Origin of the sequence: Vibrio sp. 14G-20 (assembly GCF_026241515.1) — a bacterium.
Classification (GTDB): Bacteria; Pseudomonadota; Gammaproteobacteria; order Enterobacterales; family Vibrionaceae; genus Vibrio.
In genome coordinates this window covers 53,087-74,439 of sequence record NZ_JAPHPW010000011.1, presented here as the reverse complement: position 1 = coordinate 74,439, position 21,353 = coordinate 53,087, and the positions used below count along the sequence as shown (strand labels likewise).

Below are 21,353 nucleotides of genomic sequence, written 5' to 3'. Positions count from 1 at the left end.
TTGTGGTGAGTCGATAGTCTTATAAGCGTAAAAAGATAAGAAAAATGGAGAGTTTGAGGTGAATTCAAAGAGAAAACACCGCCATAATCAAGCTAAACACAGCTCGATTATGGCGAGTTAAAGATAACTTACACGGCTTGATTAGCGATGGTTTTTCGCTGATTTCGAGTCATCAAGTGATAAACCACAGGCACAAAATAGAACGAGATAAGCGTGGTTAACACGGTACCGCCCACAATCGCGACCGCAAACGGAGGCCAAAAACCACCGCCCGCGATGATCAACGGCATAAAGCCCCCAACCGTAGTAATCGTTGTTGAACTGATGTGTCGAGTACACGACATCACCGCCTCTACCACCGCATCCACATTGCCTGATGAAGCTTGTTCATCGAGTTTCAATTCCGTCAGAATTACGATGGCGGCGTTAATCGCTAAGCCCGCAATCCCCAGCATGGCGATGATCACCGTAAAACCAAATGGGTAGCCGAAGATCCACACCGACAACAGCCCTAGCCCACCAGCCAATCCTGCTACCATGAAGATGATGCTACTCATTCGGAACGAGTTGAACGACATCACCACCACCAACACCATCAATACCACCACAACGGCGACATTCGAGATCAGGCTATTGACTGAATTGTCTCGTTCAGCGGATTCGCCACCAAAACCAATGGTGTAACCCGATGGCATCTCATAGCTTTCAAGTCGTTTCTGGAATTCATTAAGTACCGTTTGAGGCAAAACACCCGCTTCAATGTAACCCTCGATGGTATTCACACGCTGCCCGTTACGACGAGTAATCGCACCACGACTGGTCGTCAATTCCAGCTCTGCCAGAGTCGACACATTGATGCCCGTTGAGTACACCTCAGAGCTTATCGGCAAGCGAATATTACTCAGATGCGCTAAGTTTTCACGCGCGTCATCCGCAACACGAACACGAATTGGCACCGATTCACTGCCCTCTATCACAGAGCCGCTTTCACGACCTGTCAGCGTGGTTTGCAACATGCCTGCGAACTGGTTCAATGAAATACCGTTGAGCTTTGCAGTGTCTTCATCGACCTTCAACCACACCTTCGGCGTACCCGGTTGCAGTGTTTCCCTTGTGTGCGTCACATGAGGCACACCCGCCAGAATCAAGCGAACATCTTCACCAATTGCTTTTAACGTATCAAGATTTTCACCATACACACGCAGTTCTACTGGCGCGGTAAATGGAGGCCCTTGGTTAAGCTTTCTCACCAAGATCTGCGCCTGTGGTACTTCTTTATCTAGCACCTTTTGAAGTTCAGGAATTAGCGCATTGGCTTGATCAAAGTTTTCTGTTTTCACCATTGCTTGCGAGAAGTACGGCGCGTTGTTTTGTCTAGCTTGTAGGTTGTAATAAAACGATGGGAAGTTTGCACCCACCAGCCAATCAATGCGCTCTACTTCGGGGTAACGATGAATGATATCGTCGATTTTTTCAGAGGTATTCTTGGTCGCATAAATGCTTGCTTGAGGCGGCATGTACACCTGAATCTCAAACATGTCTCTATCTGATGGTGGGAAGAATTGCTCAGTCAGCTGAGACATACTCCAATAACCAGTAAACGGTACCAACAACACCAGAGCAATCGTGATGATTGGATGCGTCACACCAAAGCGGACAGAAGACGAGAACCAACGCGTCAACGCAGGAATTCTCAAGCCTGTCATGTACCAATGGTGCTGACCTTTCTTATCAACATCACTGAGCTGTTTCGGCAGTAACTTAGTCGCCAAGCCCGCAATTAGGGTATGTGAAATAATGTAAGAACCGATCAACGAGAAAGACACGGTAATCGCAATTCCCCCCACGAACTCACCCGAAGCGCCAGGCATCAGAATGATCGGTGCAAAGGCTAGGACAGTGGTGAGTGTCGAGCCCAGTAACGGTACCCATAAATGCTTCAATGCATTCATGGTCGCTTCGGCTCGCTGCTGCCCTTTCAGGCGATAAGCTTGAATGGTATCGACCATCACCACCGCGTTATCCACCATGATCCCGAGCGCTACAATTAAGCCCGTCACCGACATCTGGTTAATCGGCACACCGGTCATTTTCATGATCGACAGCGTAAGCAGTGACGTTAATGGCAAAGAAATCGCCACTAAGATCGCAGCACGAACACCCAAGGTGACGAACAACACAATCAAGATCAGACCAAAGCCAATCATCAGGCTTTTACCCAAATCGTCTAAGCGTGTTTCGGTATAGCCTTGCTGATTGAAAAGCACGTTGACCTGAATATTGCTCGGCAGCTCTTGCTCAAATCGACTGATGAGCGCATTGGCTCTCGACGTCCAGTTATCAACTCGCAGATCTGGGTGCATTCTTGCCGCGACAATCACACCCGGCTCACCATCAATAATGGCAATCTGGTCTTGCGGGGTTTTCTCACCACGTTTCACAGAAGCAATGTCTTCCATACGGATGATGTGACCATTGCTGTCGGTGGCGATTGGTACTTGTTTAATACGTTCAATGGAATCAAGCTCAGACTTAATCTCTAAGCCAAAGCGAGAATAAGCACTGACCAATTCACCGGCAGAGTTTTTCGCATCTGCTCCTTCCAAAGATTCTGCGATATTGGCACTTGAACGACCAAGCGCGGCAGCATCGGCAGTGCGTAAACTGATTTGAATCTCTTCTTGCGGCATACCGTATTCATCAACGAATTCAGTTCCCGACAAGGTTCGTAATCGCTTAGCGAGTTCTTTGGTATAACGCCCCAGCGTTAATCGGTCAGGCTCGCCTGCACCAGACCAAGTTAGCGCCGTAATCGTGGTAAAAGCATAGGTATGGTCGCTGTCGAGATCGGGAGAGTGAGAGCCCGCAGGCAAAATGGATTCGATGTCAGACAGTTTGTCACGAGCTTGAGACCAAACTGGCTCTGGCTCGGTAATCACATCATTGAGTTCCAAAGTAACAATCGACACACCCGGTCTTGACGTCGAGCTGACGAGTTTAACCTCACTTAACTCGCGTAGTTTGTTCTCAATAACCTCGGTGACCAAGGTTTCAACACGCTCAGCACTAGCGCCGGGAAAGCTCGTTGTGATGTTCGCGTAGCGGTTGATGATTACTGGATCTTCTGCACGCGGCAGAGTCATGAACGCAGAAATACCACTCACCATCAGCAGTGCGGTCATTAAAATAAGCAATCGAGTGTTAGAAATAGTCTCTATGATTTTCATACTATTTCCTATTCAGCAGTAACGCTGGCTGGCTTCACGGTTTGGCCGGGAACCAAACGATGTAAACCACTGGATATCACCTGCTCGCCTTCGCTGATTGCACCGCTCACGTAGGCTTGTTGGTTGTTGGCAAACAACACCTGCACGCTTCTACGTTCAACCTTATTATCTTCACCAATAACGAAGATATTCCACACACCACGTAAACCATCGATCAAACCCGTGAGTGGAACCCAGTAACCTTGGTCATCGATTTGCTCATCAAACTTAAGGTACGCAAGTTGCCCTTCTAAAACAGAAGCTTGCTCCGGAAACAGGTAACGTAGGCCAACACTGCGAGATTGAGTATCCACCATCGCCCCCGGATTAAGCAGGCTCACAGCGAAATCATCTCGCCCGACACGAATACTTGGCGAAGAAAGCGAAGTCACTTTTTGCATTTGATGGGCAGGTATACCAATGAACGCTTCTTTGCCCTCAGAAGCAAGCAGTGTCAGGGTTGGATTACCCACATTTACAACATCACCTAAAGAGACAAAGCGTGTTGCGATGGTGCCAGAATAAGGCGCAAGCACTGTCGATTTCACTAGCTTCAATTGATTGCCTTTTACTGAGGCATCAATGCGCAGCAAGTTCGCCTGCAATACACGTTGTTCACTAGTAAGAGAATCAATCTCAGCCTCGGCACTGAAGCCCTTTGCTTTCAGTGAACGTTGACGCTTCAAGTTTGCCGCCACAAGGCTCAGTTGTGCTTTCACTTCTTCGGCTTGCGCTTTTAGCTGGCTCGATTCAGTCTGTAACAGTTGAGTGTCTAATCGAATAAGGGGTTGACCTTCGGTTACTGTGTCACCGACATCGACTAGAATCTCATTCACTTTACCTGCAAGCTCGAAGCCTAAATTGGCTTGCTGACCCGCTTTAACCACACCAACATATTCACGCTGCACTGCATAAGAGGAAGACAGCGCTAAGGCCATCGTTTCTACAGTTAAAATGGTTTGGACGCTCGAAGCCGTTTGATTGGTTGAATCAACCGAATCTTGGGCTTGTTCCTTTTCTCCACATCCAACAAGAAAAGCCGATAGAGACAACGCCACCGCACTTCCCTTCATCAATTTATACATACTCACTGTTCCTATGCAGTACTCAATCATGTTCTTTTTTAGACTAACCAAACCAAACTAGACTGTCTAGTTTGGTTGTGTTAAAAATAAGTTTCATCGTTAATGATTGATAAAACCATCACAAAAAGCATAATGCTTAGCGCAGAACCAAGTGTATTAAGCTGAGCAACACCAAGTACCAAGCAAGTAACGAGAAGCAGCACGTGACTAAAATCATCAAGAGTGAACAAAAGAGATCGCAGATCTTAACCGCAGCAAGCCAGCTTTTCTCTGAGCATGGCTTCAAGATCAATATGGATCAGATAGCCAAAGCGGCGAACGTTTCCAAGCAGACGGTCTACTCTCACTTTAAAAACAAAGACGAACTTTTCGAAACCTGCATGCAGACCAAGTGTGCAGAGCGCGAACTTAGCCCTGCTGCCTTTGATATGAATGCGGCGGTGGGTGATGAGTTGGTGAAATTTGGTGTGAAGTTTCAGGATTTACTACTTGATGAACAATCACGACAAACCTTTCAGAACGCGGTGAGTCAATCCAACACGCACCCAGAAATTGCCTCTATTTATTTAGAAACAGGACCACAGAAGACCACTAAGTTACTCGCCGATTACTTGCAGACTAAGATAGAGTCTGGTGACTTAACGCTCTCTTCTACAAGCTCGCCAATCATAGCGGCACGCCAACTGCTGCTGATGTTTCATGGCAAGTCGGCGTATTGGTCATTCTTCGGTCACGATAGCGGAGAATCCGAAGAAGAAAGGCTTCACTACACTCGCGAATGTGTCGCGCTATTCTTGAACGGCAATCAGCCTCGTTAATAGCTCATAGCTAACTATCTCACAAACTAAATGTCTCATAGCACTTAGTCCGCATTCAGGGCTGATTCAAGAAGCAGTTCATAGAAACGTTTTGCGGCTGGGCCAGTCTTCGCACCTTTCGGCAGAGTCAGATGCAGCGGCACTTGATAGCCACTGCCATTTTCCACATTTAACACAGTGATCTTGTCACTTCCTCGGCTATCGACAATATGTTTAGGCAGCCTGCAATACCCTACACCCTGCTCTACCGCACCAAAGGCATGGTCGAAATTATCGACCGTAATACGCTGGCTCGACTTCAACCAACCCACATCCTTCTTCTCTCCCAACTTTTCAACCGAGCCTAAATCTCTCACCACTATTTGTGGCAGCGACGATAGGTGGTTGAGCGATATGGATGACATGCTAGCCAAAGAGTGCGAACTTGCGACAACAGGTTCCATCTTGGTGAAACCAAAAGCTTCGGCCGAGTAATTGGTAATCGGCAGGTTAATAATGGCAACATCGGCACGTTCTTGAGTGACCATTTCAGTGGTCTTCGACAATGATGTCTCAACCACTTGGATTGAAGTGGTGTTGTTCTCTGCCATAAACGCAGCCATCGGCTTATAAAGGCGCTCAAGGCAGCATAGGTGATCAACAGCGACCACAATTTCAGACTCCACACCCTTTGCTAACTGCTCACTGATCAGCTCAAGCTCCCGCGCTTGTTCCAGCATGCTGCTCGCCCTACGCAATAAGGCTTTGCCATCTTCCGATAACACTGCCCTTCGGCCTTCAACCTGAACCAAAGACACGCCCAGTTGATCTTCCAGTTTTCTCAACGCATAAATCAGCGTGGTGTGGCTCTTGTTCAATTGCAGTGCCGCCGCCTGAATGCTGCCAGCGCGATCTATCTCATAGAGTGTTTGCCATTGGTCGAGGGTGGTCTTTAATCTCATCGGTCTAAAATCCTGACAGTTAGTGGCAATATTATGAACTTTTCTGTCTGTTTTTTACAGGTAATATCTATTTCAACAGGCAATATAAATCTCAACAACAAACGAGAATGGCTTGTTTGTCTTACACACCTATTTTTAAGCGGATTTTGTTAAACGGAGAAACACCATGAAACTACTACAAGTTGATTTTGAATTTAATGGCCCTTTCGGTGAAGAAATGTCTAACGCACTCGTAGACCTAGCTAAGTCCATCAACAACGAGCCGGGCATGATCTGGAAAATCTGGACAGAAAACCAAGCCGAAAAGCTGGGCGGTGGCGTCTACCTTTTTGAAGATCAACTCAGTGCTGAGGCTTACTTAGCTATGCATGCAGCCCGCTTAAAAGAGATGGGTGTAGAAGAAGTTCGCGGCGTGATTTTTGACGTAAACCAACCGTTAACTACCATTAACAAAGGCCCAATCAACGGCTAATGGAATGAATAAAGAATTAGCGAAAGGCACGAGATAGAGAGATAACAAATGAACAATAAAACGTTTTTAAGCCTACACGGCATCATTTACGCAGGGTTTGCCTTCGCGTTGTTTTTTCTACCAACGGTCATGTGGCCTATGTACGGCGTGGAAATTAATGATAAGTACGCTTATTTTCTCTCTCAACACACCAGTATCTTCCTTGGTGGTATTGCAGCGATAACATGGTTACTGCGAGATATTGAAGCGGGACTCAGTGCTAAAAAACTCATCCAAGGCTTGGTTGTCACCAATATGCTGGGTGCCATTATCACACTGTATGCTGCTTTCACGGGTATCTTTGTTGGCTTTGGTTGGAGCGACCCTGCGTTCTTCCTCTCGCTATCAGTACTGAGCGTCTTGCAGGTTCGCAAGCAAGCTCAGTGAGTACGATTTGCAAGTAACACAAACAAAAAACACTCGGTATATGCCGAGTGTTTTTATATTCATCTTTCTATCAAGACCAAAGTTAGATTCGCTAAATAAGAGATAATCTTGATGTCTGATTTTTCTATTTGCTAGCAGAGGATGAACGACCAAGCATGCGGCTCAGTGTGCCATCTTTGTCCACTAGTTGGTGTTTCAATGCACCCAAAACATGCAGAGCAAACACCACCATAATCAAGTTCACCGCATTAACGTGAACGAAAGAAGCCGCAGACTGCAACCATTCCGTTTTCTCGCCAGCGGCGATCAACTCAATGCCGAATAGCTCTAATGCACGTCCACCAGCAACACTCATTACGGCACCTGAAATTGGCATCGCTAACGTCACTAGTAACAAGAAATGATGAACGCCTTTCGCAGCAAGCTCTTGTGCTCTCGTTAATACAGCCACACTCTCAATTGCCCCTTCTTTCAAACGCCATACAAAGCGTGAAAGTGCGACAACTAACACAATCAAACCCAACGATTTGTGCAGCCCCATTAACTCGCCTTTTTCGGGACCTCGAGGCATGCCTTCGAACTGAAGTCCAATAACAAACACAGCGATAAACAAAATGCCGGTAAGCCAATGGAAAATAACCGTCTGTTTCGATAATGATTTATTCATAATGACCACTCTATGTCTCTGACCTAGGTGTTATTTTGACTCATTATCATTACACTTAACATGGTCTTTACGTAAAGTTACGTAAAGACCAAGAAACCGCTACATACCGTTATTTTGAGTGCTCGACGTAAATCAATTCATCGGTGTTGAAGCCACGCTCTTTCGACATCGCTTTGAACTTCTCCATGACCTCAGATGAGACTTCCGGTGTTCGAGAAAGCAGCCATAGGTAATCGGTATCTGGGCCAGAAACAAACGCGTATTGGTAGTTCTCTTTATCCAGCTCGAACACCACATAAGCGCCATAGAATGGACCAAAGAACGACACTTTCAGATAACCCTGATCGCTGCCTTCAACAAAATACGCCTTACCTTCCGCTTCATTCCATTCACCATCTTCATCCGAATAGCCACGGTTAATCACCTTCACGCCACCATCATCACGCAGGCTATATTCAGCGCTGATGCTATTGAGACCACGCTCAAACGAGTGGTCCAAACGAGCCACCTCGTACCATTTGCCTAAGTATCTATCCAATTCAAACTGTTGAACGGGCTTTACTGTTTCGGGCATGCCTACGCATCCACCCAACAGAATGACACTCAGCAGCAATAATATTTTCTTCATCCTAACCTCGACTTGTTTTAATAGTAGTTCGAGTAAGTCACGTGAGAGCCCTAACTTACATCCTTGGTAATACGTTAAATCCATTTTTATAGTTCATATAACAGTAAATTATTCAGAAGCTTATGGGAATTGTTTCGTTGGTGAATGAATCAGTGTTGCTTCATTGCCGCGCGATATTGAGTCGGTGTTACCTGTTTATAGGATTTAAACTGGCGATTGAAGTTAGCTTGGTTGTCGTAACCCACCTTCTCCAGAATCAGACTAATAGGCAGTGATGTGTTGAGCAATAAATCACACGCCACGTTCAACCTAATTTTCTTTAACCGTTGACTAAAACTCTCATTGTAGTGCTTTTGAAATAGCCGCCTAACGCTACTCTCACTGATGTAGAGATGCTTAGCTAAATCATTAACTGAGATATCGCGAATAAAGTTGTTCACCAAGAAGGCTTCAATCTTGTCCAACTTATCGCTGACTTCATCTTCATCATCCGAATTGAAGACAGGGTTTATCAACTGCACCACGTCTTTATCCTCAAGCAAAAGCGCAAACAGAGAGAACAAGATCAGCAGTTGTTGATGTGGTGGCTGCTCCATCACCTTGTTCAACAGTTCCGTCGCTTTTTCTGCGGTAACAGGCGAAAACTGCAGCCCTTTCTTTGAATCTTCCAACAATGCGCGCAGAGGTTCGAGCTCACGGCAGCACGTGATTAATTGCTCTATCCAATCTTTGCGAAACCAAACCACATGCGTTTCACATATTCGTGAGTCATCTGCGCTCTCTTCTGAATAGATAGCATGAGGTAAATCTGGGCCAACCAAAATCATGTGATTGTGAAACACATCGCTTTGGTGATGCCCAATAAAGCTGTGCCCTGCAAAGTGACGATGTATCGCTATCTCGTACTCTTCATGTCTATGCCAACCGTAGCTTTTACTGTTCTCGACAATTTTCTTATAGCGCCATGATGTGCCAATTCGTTGTGGCACTTTTTCCAAGTAACCCTTCATTGCGATGCTCAGTGACTTTTTAATATTGAAAGTATACGCATCATACCATTCAAATGAGCACATTGACTGAAAAGTATTGAATATTGCGCTAACGATACTCATCCGGTGGTCACCGCTAAATATACTGCAGGTGAACTTAATCAGGAGAGCAACTATGGACACTTTATTATTAAAAATCCGCGCTATGATTCTTGCCACACGTCAGCAGTGGATCGGAGAGATCACCTACAACCACAACATTAAGGGTGATCACACTTGGAAACTCTATGGCTATACCTCTTATGACGAATACAAAAAAGATCTGCGTAAAAGCCTAAGACAAGAGTCGTAATTAAAAAGCTCATTCAAACGACAGCTTGTTGATTAAACGCAGTTTTTATTTGTCATTCATGTAGAGTTTCACACTGGCCACTCGCTTTCTATACTTATTAAACAGTGGAACATGGAATACATAAGAATGAACAACAAGCTCACTTTGCCACACACTGCATGGATCGCTTTACTCACTAGTTTAGGCGCTGTTTCGCCCGTATTTGGACAAGACAACACCGTTGTGCAACAGAAAACAGCTGTCCAAAGCCAAACTGCTGATCAAATCTTTACTAATGCCGATATCTACGGGCATCGTGAATCTGACTCGATCGTTACCCACAACGGCAAGATCATTTTCATTGGCGACCACTCGCAAGCGAAAGCTTTTCAAGGGCAGAATACCGATGTCATTGACTTAGAAAATGTCTTTGTTCTTCCGGGCTTCATTGATAATCATAACCATGTTTTCGAAGCCGCCTCAGAGCTGGGTGGTAATTGCGAACTGGATTCAGAAGCCACACTAGAAGAACAAATCCCCTACCTAGAAGCGTGTAAGATCAATGCTGATACCGATGGCAGAGGTTGGCTAATGGGTTATGGTTTTTCTTTGGGGCCGACACTCGACAGCGATTCTGAATACACACCACTAGAGATCATCGACAGTGTCTTCCCAAACCGCCCCGTGGTGATCATGGAGCAAACCTCGCACTCGATGTGGGTCAACTCTAAAGCACTGAAAATCGCACGAATCAGCCAACAATCTCCAGACCCACAAGGCGGTGCCTATCTAAAGGATCCAGACAATGGAAAGCTTAACGGCATCTTATTGGATAACGCTGGCGACCAAGTCATGGAGATGGCGTGGAACAGCCAAAGCGAGCTCTTTGAACAGAGCTACCAAGGCTTAATGTACGGTCTTGAAGAAGCGGCCGCGCACGGCATCACCACCATAGGTGACGGTCGGATGTATTGGAAACGAGGTTGGTATGACGTTTGGCTAGAAGCAGAGCAAAACCAAGATCTCACAGCGCGCGTCTCGTTGCGCCCTTGGATTTACCCATCAATGGCGATACCTTCTCAGCTCGAAGTATTCGAGAAGATGTATTCCGATGACAAAGGTCGTCTGCTATTAGTCGATCAGGTAAAAATGTACAGCGATGGTATCTTCATTAATGGCACAGCAAAAACACTCGCCCCCTACTTAGATACTTACTTACCAAACTCCCCTAATGGCTTGAACTACATTCCACCAGCACAGATGAAAGAGTGGCTCAGAGCGCTCGATAAAATTGGTTTTAGCGCGCACATTCATGCGATTGGTGACGGTGCAGTTCGAGAATCCCTTGATGCAATAGAAAGCGTGCGTCAACAAGGCTCGCAAAAACCTTATACCTTAACTCATGTTGAATTGATCAATGATGAAGATGTCCCACGCTTCAAACAACTCGATGTAACGGCGGATTTTCAAGTCGGGTCAGATTACGTAGCAAGGCATCAACACCAATGGGCGGAAGCTTTCCTTGGTGCTCGTCGCGCCAAAGCCATGATGAACCTAGACGCGATACTCAAAACCGACGCCAATATCACCCTAAGTAGTGACTGGAATGTTCACGACATAAATCCTTTGGTCGGCATCGCAAACAGCTTAATCATGGGCAAAACAGGCCTAACCGATATCTACACAGCCATCGACGCTTACACCCTCAACGCAGCCAAGAGCCTTGGAATTGAAGACGTAACAGGCTCTATTGAAGTTGGTAAGTCAGCAGACTTCGCCATTCTTGATAAAGATATCACCACCTTGTCAGCAAGAGGCATTGCCAAGACTCAAGTGTTGATGACGGTGTTGCGAGGGGATGTGGTTTACGAGAAGTAAAACCAACAAATGTATCGGATAGATTAAGGTTATACATCACACAAACGAAAACGAGCCAGCAATTAGCTGGCTCGTTTTTCATTCAGTCTCGATTGGGCGATGAACTCGCCTTCAATTATGATTGCGCTACTGGTTTGCCTTCAGCGGCTTTATCATCAAGAGCAAAGTAGATCTTCGATACAATCACTTCAGCAATCAGAATCGTAAATACCACTGCGAAGAACGCTACTACACCATTCCAAGGGCCAGTAAAGCTCACCTTCTCGCCGAACAATAAGTTAATCGCTTCTAGCATTACGAATTTTGAACCCACCAAAATGATGTAAGTAGTGATTGCTCGGTAAATCTTGGGCGCTGTACCCGGCTTACTTTTGAAGTGCTCGGCAATCTTGTGTTCCAAACCAATAGAGAGCTTCAACAATAGCTGTAGCAACAACGCCGCTATCAAAGAAATAGTGAAAGACTCAATGTTCACGAAGTCCCAGTACTCATCGAAGAAGTTAAGGACCACCAAGTCCACCAGCACAGCTAACGTGTAACCTACGAATAGACGTTGTGGTGTGTTGAATCCGTAAACTTTGTCTGATTTAGTCATTCTGTTTCTCTCTAATTGGATAAGTAGTCTCGATTTGAAATACATCTTAGCGTTCGAATCGGAGCAAAACTTACCATTTGATGACACCACAACCATTCCATTCGAAATTATTAGCTTTTATCGATTGATTATTCCTCACGTCAATAATTGGCTTCCCTCTATAAAGCAATTTTCAAAAATATAGAAAAGCACCAACAGATAAGTCTCATCATTGCTTGTCACCAAATGGCCATTTTTCAAATGCTCCCCGCCATAAGATAACTCCATCAGCGACACACACTCATTTCCAAAAGGTGCAGACTATGAAAAAGCTAATCACTAATGCGAACGTATTTAACGGTGTTGATAACAACCTAATCGAGAACGTATCAATTCTTATTGAAGACAACTTGATTACCCAAATTGGCGAGGTTGATGCAACGTTAGCGGATGAAATTATCGATGCTCAAGGTGGCACGGTAATGCCAGGTTTGATTGATGCGCACGTTCATATCACGCTATCTGCACCTTTCAATGTGATTGATACCATGACACGTGAAGAAGTGGCGATTCGCTCAGCAAAGATTTCAGAAGAGATGCTGATGCGCGGCTTTACCACCATTCGTGATGTAGCGGGTAACACGCTTGGCCTCAAGAAAAGTATCGACAACGGTTACGCAACTGGCCCACGAATTCTGCCTTCAATGGCAGCGATTTCACAAACCAGTGGTCACTCAGATTACCGCCAAAACCAAGCGCAAGAACGTTTGGCTAACGGGCACGAAGACTCGCCAATGATGAAACTTGGTGCGATGAGAGTGGCTGATGGCCGTTCAGAAGTATTAAAAGCGGTACGTGAACAACTGTTTATGGGCGCATCACAAATCAAAATCATGGCAGGTGGCGGTGCATCATCAACCTTCGACCCGCTAGACACATTGCAATTCACTTCTGACGAAATGGAAGCCGCAGTACAAGCCGCTTCAGACTACGGTACTTATGTTGCTGCGCACATCCACACTTCTGATGCGATGCGCAGAGCTGCTGAAGCTGGCGTGATGTCTTTCGAACACGCGACCATCATGGACGACGACATTGCCGAGATCATCAAAGAGAAAGGCATCTGGGTGATTCCGTCTTACTTTACCTCTTCACTGATTGCAGCGCGTAAGATCCCGCTGCCAAACGAAGAGACATACCGCAAGACAGAACGCGTAGGTAAAGCCATGTTCAAATCGGCGGAACTGATTAAGAAATACGATATTCAGAACATTGCTTTTGGCACTGACTGCGTGGGTGAAACCAACGTTCATGCAACACAATTGAATGAACTTGGTGCGATTGAGAAAACATTCGACACCATCACAGCACTTCGCATGGCGACATCAAACTGTGGACGCTTGTTCGAGATGTCGACTTACCAACACCCATACCAAGAAGGCAAGTTAGGTCAGATCGTTGAAGGCGCGTATGCCGACCTATTGATCATCGATGGCAACCCACTCGAAGGCGTTGAGTGTGTAATGCATGATGATGCTAAGAAAGTCATCATGAAAGACGGTAAGGTGTACAAAAACACGCTTTAGCGTTCAAGAGTTACTCACTGAGTAACTAAAACTCAAAGGCAGGCAAGCGAACTTTTTAGTCGCTTACTTGCCTTTTTATTAAGCGTTGTTTTATTGCTTCTATTAAACTCATGCTGTTTGTTTATGTATACCCACTTTTGACCTTTGGCTATAACTCGGGCGATCTATTTAATACAAACAGTAACGATGGCGTCATCAATTTATCAAGCCAATTATCACGCCCCGCTCAATTGAGCGCAGACCAAATTCGCGGTTATAACGAAAACCATTTAAGCATTTTGAACAACGATGACCTGTTTGAAGATATGTCTGATTTTTGGTTAACAGCTGAGCGATAACCTCTCCCTATACATAACCCGACAAACCAGTTGGCGTGAATGGTATGAACATTGGCGGTATTTGCACTGCAAGCCAACACGCTAATCTTTATCCTAATCCCATAAATAAGCACACGGAGTGACGCTAAGCCTAGCGAGCTAGGTTTCGAAACAAGGATAGTGACTTTCTAACTTGGGATAGAAACGATGACTATCAATGAATTAAAACGCAGAGATTTTTTCAAAGTTATGGGGAAAGGTGCTGTTTCTGCTGCGGCTCTCTCTCTGCCGACCTTAGCGAATGCAACGCCAACTTCACCAACAAATTTACCTTCAGATCACCAAACCGTTGACTCGCCACTAGACGCGACTGAGATGGCAAATCTGATAAGAGACAAAAAAGCCTCGCCAAAAGAATTCGTACAAGAAGCCATCTATAAAATTCACCAGACAAACGATCAAGTTAATGCGGTTGTTTCTGAGTGCTTTGACTTAGCGCTAGAGCGTGCCAACTCATTTAACCCGAACTCCCCTTTTGCAGGCGTGCCTTTCTTAGCGAAAGACTGCGTTGATGTTGTCGGGCTTGAATGCACCATGGGATCGAAGCTAAACCAAGGTAGAAAGCCCAACGCTACCTCTTGGTTTATTCGTGCAACACAGAATGCAGGGCTCAACACCATTGGTATGACGAATATCCCCGAGATGATGGCACTAGGCTGCACGCAGAATCCCCTTTATGGCGCGACGCGTAACCCATGGGATCTAAGTCGAGGTGTTCACTCATCGACTGGTGGTGGCGCAGCGGCGATTGCTGCTGGCTATGTACCATTAGTGCATTCCACTGATGGTGGCGGCTCTTCGCGCATGCCCGCTTCAGCGACAGGTATTTTTGGCTTTAAGCCAAGTCGAGAATCTTTGATTTCAGGGCTAACTGACGGCTCAACAAACGAAGATTTTACTCATCAATCGTTTATGTCGAGAACCGTTCGTGATGCAGCTTTGGCTGTATCAGTCACAGAGCATCATACAAAAAATGACTTTGAGACACCTTTTCCTCGAACCCCTATAGGAATGGTTAATGCTTCTCTTAACCGTCAGGTAAAAATTGGCGTCACCCTCAAAGATATCCACGGCAGGCTTCCCAATGAAGATACGCTCGCAGCTATTCGTTCGACGGTCTCTTTGCTCGAGAGCCTTGGACATATCGTTATCGAAGTTGAGCAACCGATCCAAGATGGCGATGTATTCATGCACAACTACATGGGCGTATTTGGCAACAAGATGGCAAGCTTTGCTGAGCAGTTCGACCGCCTAGGCATGCCGCTAGAATCGATGCTCGACAAAGTAAGCGATAACATCGTCTATTTAGCTCGTACGATGCAAGCGCGCTTGAAAGCCGCTCCTAACATGTATATCGACTCTCAAGCGCAATGCCAAAGTTTCGCGCTCACTCACAACCGAGAGTTCTTTAAAAGCATCGATATTTGGCTGACTCCTTGTGCAAACCACGTGCCTTTGGAGATCGAATATTTCGACCAGCAAGCGCACTCAGGGAAAGAGATATGGACACGTTCAGAAAAGTTAATGTCCTACACGCCTATCGAAAACGTGGCAGGTAATCCCGCCATGTCGGTTCCCTTGTATTGGAACAAGCAGAACCTTCCCGTCGGTAGCCATTTTTCTGCAGCAAGGGGCAACGACCGCCTGTTATTTGAATTGGCCTATCAACTAGAAAACGCCAAACCTTGGGCAAACAGAAAGGCCCCGATTGCGCTTTAACAAGCAATTCAATTTAGAAAATCATTCAAGTACGAGTCTATTGATGAAACATATTATTTTCCTATTTTTGGCGAGCCTGACGCTTGCACCTTACTCATACGCAGCTCTAGCACCAAGCGAAGGCTTCAGTGGCAACATGACCTTCTTAACAGGCTTCACCGCAAACTCAAGCAACCTAGATGTTGGGCAAAGCAATCATCAATCTCAAGCCGATTTAATGTCGTCGGGTAATACCGAAGCAGAGGGAATGGTCGCTGTTTTGGGTTCAATGCAATACACCTTTGGCGCTTTGAATCACAAACAGTTTTTCTTAGGTACCTCAAGAGACGACATCATCACAGGTACGTTGGCATTTGAAATTGGATATAGGCAGCAAGTCGAGAACGGTATGGTGGTTGAATTTTCTATCTTACCAACTCTGATATCAGGTGAAGTATGGGATGACCCTTATGCCGTTGACTCAAATAGAAAAGAAACCGACCTCACCGGTAATGTCGTTCGAATGCAGCTTTCAAGAATAATGGGCTCGAACTTTAATCTCGATGTCGCCTCTGGTGAGTCCGACGTTAAAAAAGAAAACACCGGCCTAAAGGGCCTTGGTTTAACTGAAGAAGAACGCGCACTAATGATTCGAGAACGAAAATATTTTTATCTCAAGTCTGGTTACCAGTATTTCTTGAAAGATGGCTCTGGCATTCTCACACCTTCAATGAATGTTTTCTCATCAGACTCTGAGGGTGATGCACTATCGTTCTTGAGCCTTGGCGCGGAAATCAACCTAGCGAAAAGATTTGGAAATCATGGCCTTGCTTTTACACTCAATGCAGCAAAACGCAGCTATGATAAAGAGAATCCAATCTTTAATGAGACTCGTGAAGACAAAGACTTTGGAGCCTTCGTTGCTTATGAATACACCAATATCTTTGGTACAAAAAACTGGTCTTTGGTATCACTACTTGGCGCCAAGACAACAAATTCGAATATTGAGTATTACCAATCATCGCAATACGTGATTTCAGTAGGTGTTGATTACAAATTCTAAAGTTGAACTGAGAGTTTCATTGCTTGTAACCCGTAAACAAATCCTTTAATTTGGGCATATTAACGAGAAGAACACTCTTCAATCACCAGTAATAACAGGGAGTTATGGTGGAAAGTTTCAGTACTCAATTGCCCATATTCTGGTTTAAAACTTTAGACTCTGCTATTCAGGCTAGAATTGGAGACAGCAGCGATATCTGGTCGGGAGCAGAGGTCTATAAACAACTTTGCTCCGCCGAATCGATCTCGGCTTATCAGCTTCAAACCGCCATCACCAACATCTACCAACGCTTTGATCATGAACTGATCGACCTATTTGATGAATCCGCTCGCTACTTCGATGAGCTTGAAATGGGCGCGCCGGTAATGGCAATGCTCACCGCGCCAGATCTCACCAGCTTTTGCCAACTGCTGAGTCGCTACTCCATTCATATACATCCGCTACTGAAAATATTCAGCCGTGAAACAGAAAATGGTGAAGTCGAGCTTTGGGGCGTCACACCCGAGTACATTGATGAAACCACACTGATGACACACATCAGCTTGGGGCTCTATTTCAGTATTATGATCAAGCTCGTTCGCAAATACCTTAATGCGCCGAATCAAAAGCTCGCCATTCACATCAACAAGAACACCATCGGTGATGAGTTCTTGAGCATCTATGAGCGTGTCTTTAATGTTGAAATGAAGGAAGGCTTCCCCGCCCGCTATCTCCTTTTTCCTAACGATCTTGTCCAGGCGAAACCTCGCCAATACCAAGTCGACTTTCATACAGAGCTAGTAAGAATCGCCGACCAACAGATGGAAAAAACGTTAAAAACCAACTTAATCTACAAAGTGAATGAAACGTTCAAAGTGCTTGCGGTGAAAGATACTAACCTAGATAGCGTGGCGAACAATCTTCATATCAGCCCTCGAACCCTGAATCGTAAGCTTAAACAACAAGGTGTGAGTTTTCGTCGCTTGTTCGATAAATACCGACTTGAACTGAGCATGACGTTACTGAATCAGAACGACGGCAATATTACCTATGTAGCTCACGAACTTGGCTTTTCAGACTCGAGCGCATTCAGTCGAGCATTCAAAAATTGGACTGGGCACTCTCCTACCGGACTAAAGTCGTAGGCTTACAGTGCTGATGATGCCAATATCACTGATGGGTACGCTGGCCCTTACGCAAGAGAGCTAATGTGGGGACACCCAAGCGAGCAAGTTTAAGGTAAATCAGATACGAAAAATGGAACGCTCAGGCGTTCCATTTTTTTGGGTTAAGCGCAATGCTTTTCTGAATTGAGAGCGTTGATATCGCGTGCGTTCGGTCTGATTTCGAACACCCTCCCCCTCTAACTCCCCCTCATGTTAAGTTCATCACCCCCTCTTTAGATCTGCGACCGAGGGGGAGAATCTTCTTTGGCGCTGAACGTACAGCTGCATATGTCACGCTCGGTATTCTGTTCCTCCCTTTTCCACGAACCACAATGGATCGGAGATGCTGATTAAGGGGAGGTTAGGAGGGGATTTAGTTATGAGCTAACACGGGCTTGCCCCAGAATGTTTCTGAGCAACGTACAAGCCAATGCGGCATTTTGGTGATACCCCCTACTATAAGATTGTGGCTATGCTGTAACACAAACGCCCCATTTCGTGTTTACGCCGATTGAATGACCTTTAGTCATTAACAATATTTTTCTCATGCTTCTTCGTGATAGTGATTTTCAGGCGTATAATGCACTGATACTAAGAGCATAAAGAGTGGACTATGGCATTGAGTTGGCTAGATAAAATATTCATAAATAGACTAGCTAAGGCACTAGCAATACCGACTCCTCAGCTCATTCCCCGTAGTGGAGAAGAGGGCAAGGAGACTAATTGTTATAGTGTTTATGTAACCGATAGTGATGGGAGTTACCTTGCTGATGCCGTAATTGAGAATGGCTCCAAGCTCAAAGTAAAAGTGTGGGATGAAGCTAAGAGAACACATGAAAAAAGTAAGTTACTAAATCTACAGAATATAACGGAGCTGAACTTTACCATACATCATTATTATGGATTGATTACGCACACATATGAATCACCATTTGATTTCCTGATACATGAGTTAACTGGATTCTATAAGCTACAGTCCAAATATGCGCTCTGGAAATTCGCTGCTCCTAAGTTATTGTATTCAAAGAAGAAACATAAGAGACCTGATAGAAGCAAGGTTCTACGAGCGGTTATTGAATTATCTGAAAATAACCATACACAGACACTGGATGTGATGCGAATTCTAAGTCACATCTATGGGATGTACGCGATTTCGCATCCTCAATACCCGACGCTAAAGCAAGCAACGCTATTAATTATGAAATCATTGGCGGAATCAAAAGAGATTGAACTAGTTAATCAATATGAGTGTAGGATTAGAGGTAAAGCTCTGACAACAATGGAGCAGTTACAACTTGACGCTACTGAACGAAAAAGAACAAGCGTGATAATGTGGCTAACGATTGTATTAGCAATAACAGCGTTGTTCCAGTCTAAGTTGGTTATTACGGAGTTAGAACTGAATTTGGATAGCCTTATGAGAGGCGCATGGCTCTGGGTCAAAAGTATGGATGATTGGTTATAGAGGCTGAGTGAATTTTACCACTAAATTGAAAAGTTTCGATTCCCCGCAGTTATCCAATAATTGCTAGTTTCACAAACTCACTGACTCACTTTTATCCAACTCCAATTTAGACGCCCAAAAACAAAAAGGGATTGGTATCTCTACCAATCCCTCTTCCAAATTCTCTTTCTACTTACAAGCTCTCAATTGCCTTTTGAACTGCTGGGCCAATCTGACGCTTACGAGAAGTGACGCCTTCTAGAGTTAACATATCGCTAGTTGGTTCAGCGTTGAAAGCAGACTTGATGACTTGATAGTCACTTTCATCCACCCACAGTAGGTTCGCTTCTTTGTTCTTTGTGTCTGTGATTGAGAAGAACAGATGGTCTAAGCCATTCTCTTCTTTATAAGACTTCATTACCGCCAAAAGCTCGTCTTTACGATCAATCAGTTGTTGAGCCGTTAACGTCTCAGCGACACCGATACCCACCTGTTTGCCACCGTATTTAAAGTTTTTGTAATCCAGCGTCAGAATGGTTTCAGATGAAAGGTGGCTAAGGTCTGATTTAGCAATCAACATCTGTTGGCCGAAGTCTTCGATGTCTGAAATGCCTGCAACCTTCGCCAACTTCTCTGCGTATTTACGGTCATGATCTGTTGTAGTTGCTGATTGGAATACCACTGTGTCAGAAAGAATCGCGCCTAAGCCGACACAAGCAAGGTTCTTAGGTAAGGTCACATCGAGCTTTTCAGCGTTATCAGCCAGAATCGTTGCAGCTGACCCCCAACCTCTAATATCCATCTCAACTATTTGAGGCGTATTAATCGGTGAGCCACCAATCGCGTGGTGATCGACTACTGCCACAATGGATGATTGATCGATGGTTGGCGCTAGTTGGGTCACTTGGTTGAAATCCACCAGCCCCACTCGGTATGAAGAGTAATCTGTCTCTACACGTGGAGATTCCGCATTACAGTAGTTCAAGATAAACGTCGATTCAGGATTGATAGGCTCAGGCACTGTCGCCGTTCCACCATAAATATGAGCCGCGAGCATCGCAGACATTACCGTGTCGCTGTCTGGGCTAAGGTGCCCCGTCCATACGAGATCTTCACTGTTTTCATTGGCAGATTGTTGCAGGCTGAAAGCAAAACTTGCTGAACTGAAAGACATGATTACGGCGGCAACGACAGGTGTTAGCTTCACGGGTATTTCCTTATTTGGATTCGTTTTAGAACCCCATACGCTAGCCTTGAAAAATTTCATAACCGTGTCAGTAATATTTCAGATTTACTTCAGTAAGTAACGAAATGTAATTTAGATCTCGTTAGGTTTCCCAAAAAACAAAAAAGATCGGTATCTCTACTAATCCTTAAGTTTCACAAACCACTGCAGGCTTAGAGGCAGTTAGTGCTTGTACCTAAAGGTATTACTGTCATCAACAATCTCGATTCTGACAGGAACTGTGCCTTGCTTAACGTTGCCGATTTTTGCAAATGCTTTGTGTGAAAGATCGATCACTCGGCCTTTTACGTAAGGGCCTCGGTCATTAATTTTCACATCAACAGACTTATTATTGTTTGTATTGGTCACTCTCACGATAGTGCCGAATGGCAAGGTTTTATGAGCCGCAGTATTCGTATTCATATTATAAGTCTCACCACTTGCTGTGAGCCTTCCATGAAATTTATCGCCATACCAAGAAGCCTTACCAGCAAGAGCATGTGACTTGGCATATTCCTTTGTTTTAGAACTGCCGACAGCCGACGTTGAGGTACATCCGGCTAATATCATTAGGACAAGGGCAGTAAAGACAATATGTAATTTTTTCATGTGATTTGGGTGCGCTAATCTCTGCATGTTTCTCTATTTTCGTTGTTGTTGGTTAGCAATATAGTGCTGAGTATAGTCACTGCTCAGCCAAGGCTACCATTCGGTATGATGGCGCAATGTTTTCATGAACA

The 21,353-nt window shown here is 45.0% G+C and carries 19 protein-coding genes and 1 pseudogene; 11 read left to right on the top strand and 9 right to left on the bottom strand.

The annotated features are described in order from the left end of the window. Positions 1–128 precede the first annotated feature (128 nt). Both OQJ75_RS12140 and OQJ75_RS12135 read right to left on the bottom strand, forming a co-directional pair. Positions 129–3,227, bottom strand: coding sequence for an efflux RND transporter permease subunit (locus OQJ75_RS12140; RefSeq protein ID WP_265973671.1), 3,099 nt, complete (start codon positions 3,225–3,227; stop codon positions 129–131). 8 nt (positions 3,228–3,235) lie between these two features. Beyond that, entirely contained in the window at positions 3,236–4,351 is a 1,116-nt protein-coding gene (locus tag OQJ75_RS12135; RefSeq protein WP_265973672.1) for an efflux RND transporter periplasmic adaptor subunit, read from the bottom strand. Between the two features lie 203 nt (positions 4,352–4,554). On the opposite strand from OQJ75_RS12135, the gene OQJ75_RS12130 reads away from it, so the two are divergent. Then, complete coding sequence (locus OQJ75_RS12130; RefSeq protein WP_102432624.1) at positions 4,555–5,169, top strand: TetR/AcrR family transcriptional regulator; 615 nt, start codon at positions 4,555–4,557, stop codon at positions 5,167–5,169. A gap of 44 nt (positions 5,170–5,213) precedes the next feature. On the opposite strand, the gene OQJ75_RS12125 is transcribed toward OQJ75_RS12130, so the two are convergent. Further along, entirely contained in the window at positions 5,214–6,110 is an 897-nt protein-coding gene (locus tag OQJ75_RS12125; RefSeq protein WP_265973673.1) for a LysR family transcriptional regulator, read from the bottom strand. Between the two features lie 166 nt (positions 6,111–6,276). Here OQJ75_RS12125 and OQJ75_RS12120 point away from each other — a divergent pair, with 166 nt between their 5' ends. After that, positions 6,277–6,582, top strand: coding sequence for a monooxygenase (locus OQJ75_RS12120; protein ID WP_017633097.1), 306 nt, complete (start codon positions 6,277–6,279; stop codon positions 6,580–6,582). Positions 6,583–6,630: 48 nt separating this feature from the next. Further along, positions 6,631–7,008 (top strand): hypothetical protein, encoded by a 378-nt coding sequence (locus OQJ75_RS12115; RefSeq protein ID WP_265973674.1) that lies wholly within the window; start codon positions 6,631–6,633, stop codon positions 7,006–7,008. Positions 7,009–7,132: 124 nt separating this feature from the next. Here the strand turns inward: OQJ75_RS12115 and OQJ75_RS12110 are convergent, their stop codons facing one another. From OQJ75_RS12110 to OQJ75_RS12100, 3 genes are all read right to left on the bottom strand, one after another. Then, positions 7,133–7,675 carry a cytochrome b gene (locus OQJ75_RS12110; RefSeq protein ID WP_265973675.1) on the bottom strand — a complete coding sequence of 181 codons (543 nt, stop codon included), beginning with the start codon at positions 7,673–7,675 and terminating at the stop codon, positions 7,133–7,135. 109 nt (positions 7,676–7,784) lie between these two features. Then, positions 7,785–8,303 (bottom strand): lipocalin family protein, encoded by a 519-nt coding sequence (locus tag OQJ75_RS12105; protein ID WP_026084473.1) that lies wholly within the window; start codon positions 8,301–8,303, stop codon positions 7,785–7,787. 149 nt (positions 8,304–8,452) lie between these two features. Next, on the bottom strand, positions 8,453–9,415 hold the full coding sequence (locus OQJ75_RS12100; protein WP_265973676.1) for a helix-turn-helix domain-containing protein: 963 nt from the start codon (positions 9,413–9,415) through the stop codon (positions 8,453–8,455). A 52-nt stretch (positions 9,416–9,467) separates the two neighbouring features. Here OQJ75_RS12100 and OQJ75_RS12095 point away from each other — a divergent pair, with 52 nt between their 5' ends. Both OQJ75_RS12095 and OQJ75_RS12090 read left to right on the top strand, forming a co-directional pair. Continuing rightward, on the top strand, positions 9,468–9,644 hold the full coding sequence (locus OQJ75_RS12095; RefSeq protein ID WP_016768530.1) for a hypothetical protein: 177 nt from the start codon (positions 9,468–9,470) through the stop codon (positions 9,642–9,644). 126 nt (positions 9,645–9,770) lie between these two features. Continuing rightward, positions 9,771–11,501 (top strand): amidohydrolase, encoded by a 1,731-nt coding sequence (locus OQJ75_RS12090; protein WP_265973677.1) that lies wholly within the window; start codon positions 9,771–9,773, stop codon positions 11,499–11,501. Positions 11,502–11,616: 115 nt separating this feature from the next. Here OQJ75_RS12090 and OQJ75_RS12085 read toward each other — a convergent pair whose 3' ends face one another. Continuing rightward, the gene (locus OQJ75_RS12085; protein WP_265973678.1) at positions 11,617–12,096 is read right to left on the bottom strand and encodes a hypothetical protein; all 480 of its coding nucleotides are present in this window, start codon (positions 12,094–12,096) and stop codon (positions 11,617–11,619) included. Positions 12,097–12,398: 302 nt separating this feature from the next. On the opposite strand from OQJ75_RS12085, the gene OQJ75_RS12080 reads away from it, so the two are divergent. The 6 genes and pseudogenes from OQJ75_RS12080 to OQJ75_RS12060 all read left to right on the top strand — a co-directional run bounded on the left by OQJ75_RS12080 (position 12,399) and on the right by OQJ75_RS12060 (position 19,409). Next, positions 12,399–13,661, top strand: a complete 1,263-nt coding sequence (locus OQJ75_RS12080; protein ID WP_265973679.1) for a metal-dependent hydrolase family protein — start codon at positions 12,399–12,401, stop codon at positions 13,659–13,661. Between the two features lie 137 nt (positions 13,662–13,798). Next, positions 13,799–13,999, top strand: a pseudogene (locus tag OQJ75_RS22530) (alpha/beta hydrolase); the annotation flags it as partial. A 186-nt stretch (positions 14,000–14,185) separates the two neighbouring features. Next, the gene (locus tag OQJ75_RS12075) at positions 14,186–15,757 is read left to right on the top strand and encodes an amidase (RefSeq protein WP_265973680.1); all 1,572 of its coding nucleotides are present in this window, start codon (positions 14,186–14,188) and stop codon (positions 15,755–15,757) included. Positions 15,758–15,800: 43 nt separating this feature from the next. Then, positions 15,801–16,799: a DUF2860 family protein gene (locus OQJ75_RS12070; protein ID WP_065205603.1), complete on the top strand. Its 999-nt coding sequence runs from the start codon at positions 15,801–15,803 to the stop codon at positions 16,797–16,799. A 104-nt stretch (positions 16,800–16,903) separates the two neighbouring features. Next, on the top strand, positions 16,904–17,923 hold the full coding sequence (locus tag OQJ75_RS12065; RefSeq protein WP_265973681.1) for a helix-turn-helix domain-containing protein: 1,020 nt from the start codon (positions 16,904–16,906) through the stop codon (positions 17,921–17,923). A 634-nt stretch (positions 17,924–18,557) separates the two neighbouring features. Next, positions 18,558–19,409 (top strand): hypothetical protein, encoded by an 852-nt coding sequence (locus OQJ75_RS12060; RefSeq protein ID WP_265973682.1) that lies wholly within the window; start codon positions 18,558–18,560, stop codon positions 19,407–19,409. Positions 19,410–19,581: 172 nt separating this feature from the next. Here the strand turns inward: OQJ75_RS12060 and OQJ75_RS12055 are convergent, their stop codons facing one another. Next, the gene (locus OQJ75_RS12055) at positions 19,582–20,595 is read right to left on the bottom strand and encodes a manganese-dependent inorganic pyrophosphatase (protein ID WP_265973683.1); all 1,014 of its coding nucleotides are present in this window, start codon (positions 20,593–20,595) and stop codon (positions 19,582–19,584) included. Between the two features lie 201 nt (positions 20,596–20,796). Next, positions 20,797–21,249, bottom strand: coding sequence for a septal ring lytic transglycosylase RlpA family protein (locus OQJ75_RS12050; RefSeq protein ID WP_265973684.1), 453 nt, complete (start codon positions 21,247–21,249; stop codon positions 20,797–20,799). Between the last annotated feature and the right edge of the window lie 104 nt (positions 21,250–21,353).

Excerpts from the sequence above, each read along its gene's own strand:
- OQJ75_RS12100 (WP_265973676.1), bottom strand. The coding sequence starts at position 9,415 with ATGAGTATCGTTAGCGCAATATTCAATACTTTTCAGTCAATGTGCTCA.
- OQJ75_RS12110 (WP_265973675.1), bottom strand. The coding sequence starts at position 7,675 with ATGAATAAATCATTATCGAAACAGACGGTTATTTTCCATTGGCTTACC.
- OQJ75_RS12070 (WP_065205603.1), top strand. The coding sequence starts at position 15,801 with ATGAAACATATTATTTTCCTATTTTTGGCGAGCCTGACGCTTGCACCT.
- OQJ75_RS12125 (WP_265973673.1), bottom strand. The coding sequence starts at position 6,110 with ATGAGATTAAAGACCACCCTCGACCAATGGCAAACACTCTATGAGATA.
- OQJ75_RS12060 (WP_265973682.1), top strand. The coding sequence starts at position 18,558 with ATGGCATTGAGTTGGCTAGATAAAATATTCATAAATAGACTAGCTAAG.
- OQJ75_RS12065 (WP_265973681.1), top strand. The coding sequence starts at position 16,904 with ATGGTGGAAAGTTTCAGTACTCAATTGCCCATATTCTGGTTTAAAACT.
- OQJ75_RS12140 (WP_265973671.1), bottom strand. The coding sequence starts at position 3,227 with ATGAAAATCATAGAGACTATTTCTAACACTCGATTGCTTATTTTAATG.
- OQJ75_RS12090 (WP_265973677.1), top strand. The coding sequence starts at position 9,771 with ATGAACAACAAGCTCACTTTGCCACACACTGCATGGATCGCTTTACTC.
- OQJ75_RS12080 (WP_265973679.1), top strand. The coding sequence starts at position 12,399 with ATGAAAAAGCTAATCACTAATGCGAACGTATTTAACGGTGTTGATAAC.
- OQJ75_RS12085 (WP_265973678.1), bottom strand. The coding sequence starts at position 12,096 with ATGACTAAATCAGACAAAGTTTACGGATTCAACACACCACAACGTCTA.
- OQJ75_RS12120 (WP_017633097.1), top strand. The coding sequence starts at position 6,277 with ATGAAACTACTACAAGTTGATTTTGAATTTAATGGCCCTTTCGGTGAA.
- OQJ75_RS12115 (WP_265973674.1), top strand. The coding sequence starts at position 6,631 with ATGAACAATAAAACGTTTTTAAGCCTACACGGCATCATTTACGCAGGG.
- OQJ75_RS12095 (WP_016768530.1), top strand. The coding sequence starts at position 9,468 with ATGGACACTTTATTATTAAAAATCCGCGCTATGATTCTTGCCACACGT.
- OQJ75_RS12075 (WP_265973680.1), top strand. The coding sequence starts at position 14,186 with ATGACTATCAATGAATTAAAACGCAGAGATTTTTTCAAAGTTATGGGG.
- OQJ75_RS12105 (WP_026084473.1), bottom strand. The coding sequence starts at position 8,303 with ATGAAGAAAATATTATTGCTGCTGAGTGTCATTCTGTTGGGTGGATGC.
- OQJ75_RS12135 (WP_265973672.1), bottom strand. The coding sequence starts at position 4,351 with ATGTATAAATTGATGAAGGGAAGTGCGGTGGCGTTGTCTCTATCGGCT.
- OQJ75_RS12050 (WP_265973684.1), bottom strand. The coding sequence starts at position 21,249 with ATGCAGAGATTAGCGCACCCAAATCACATGAAAAAATTACATATTGTC.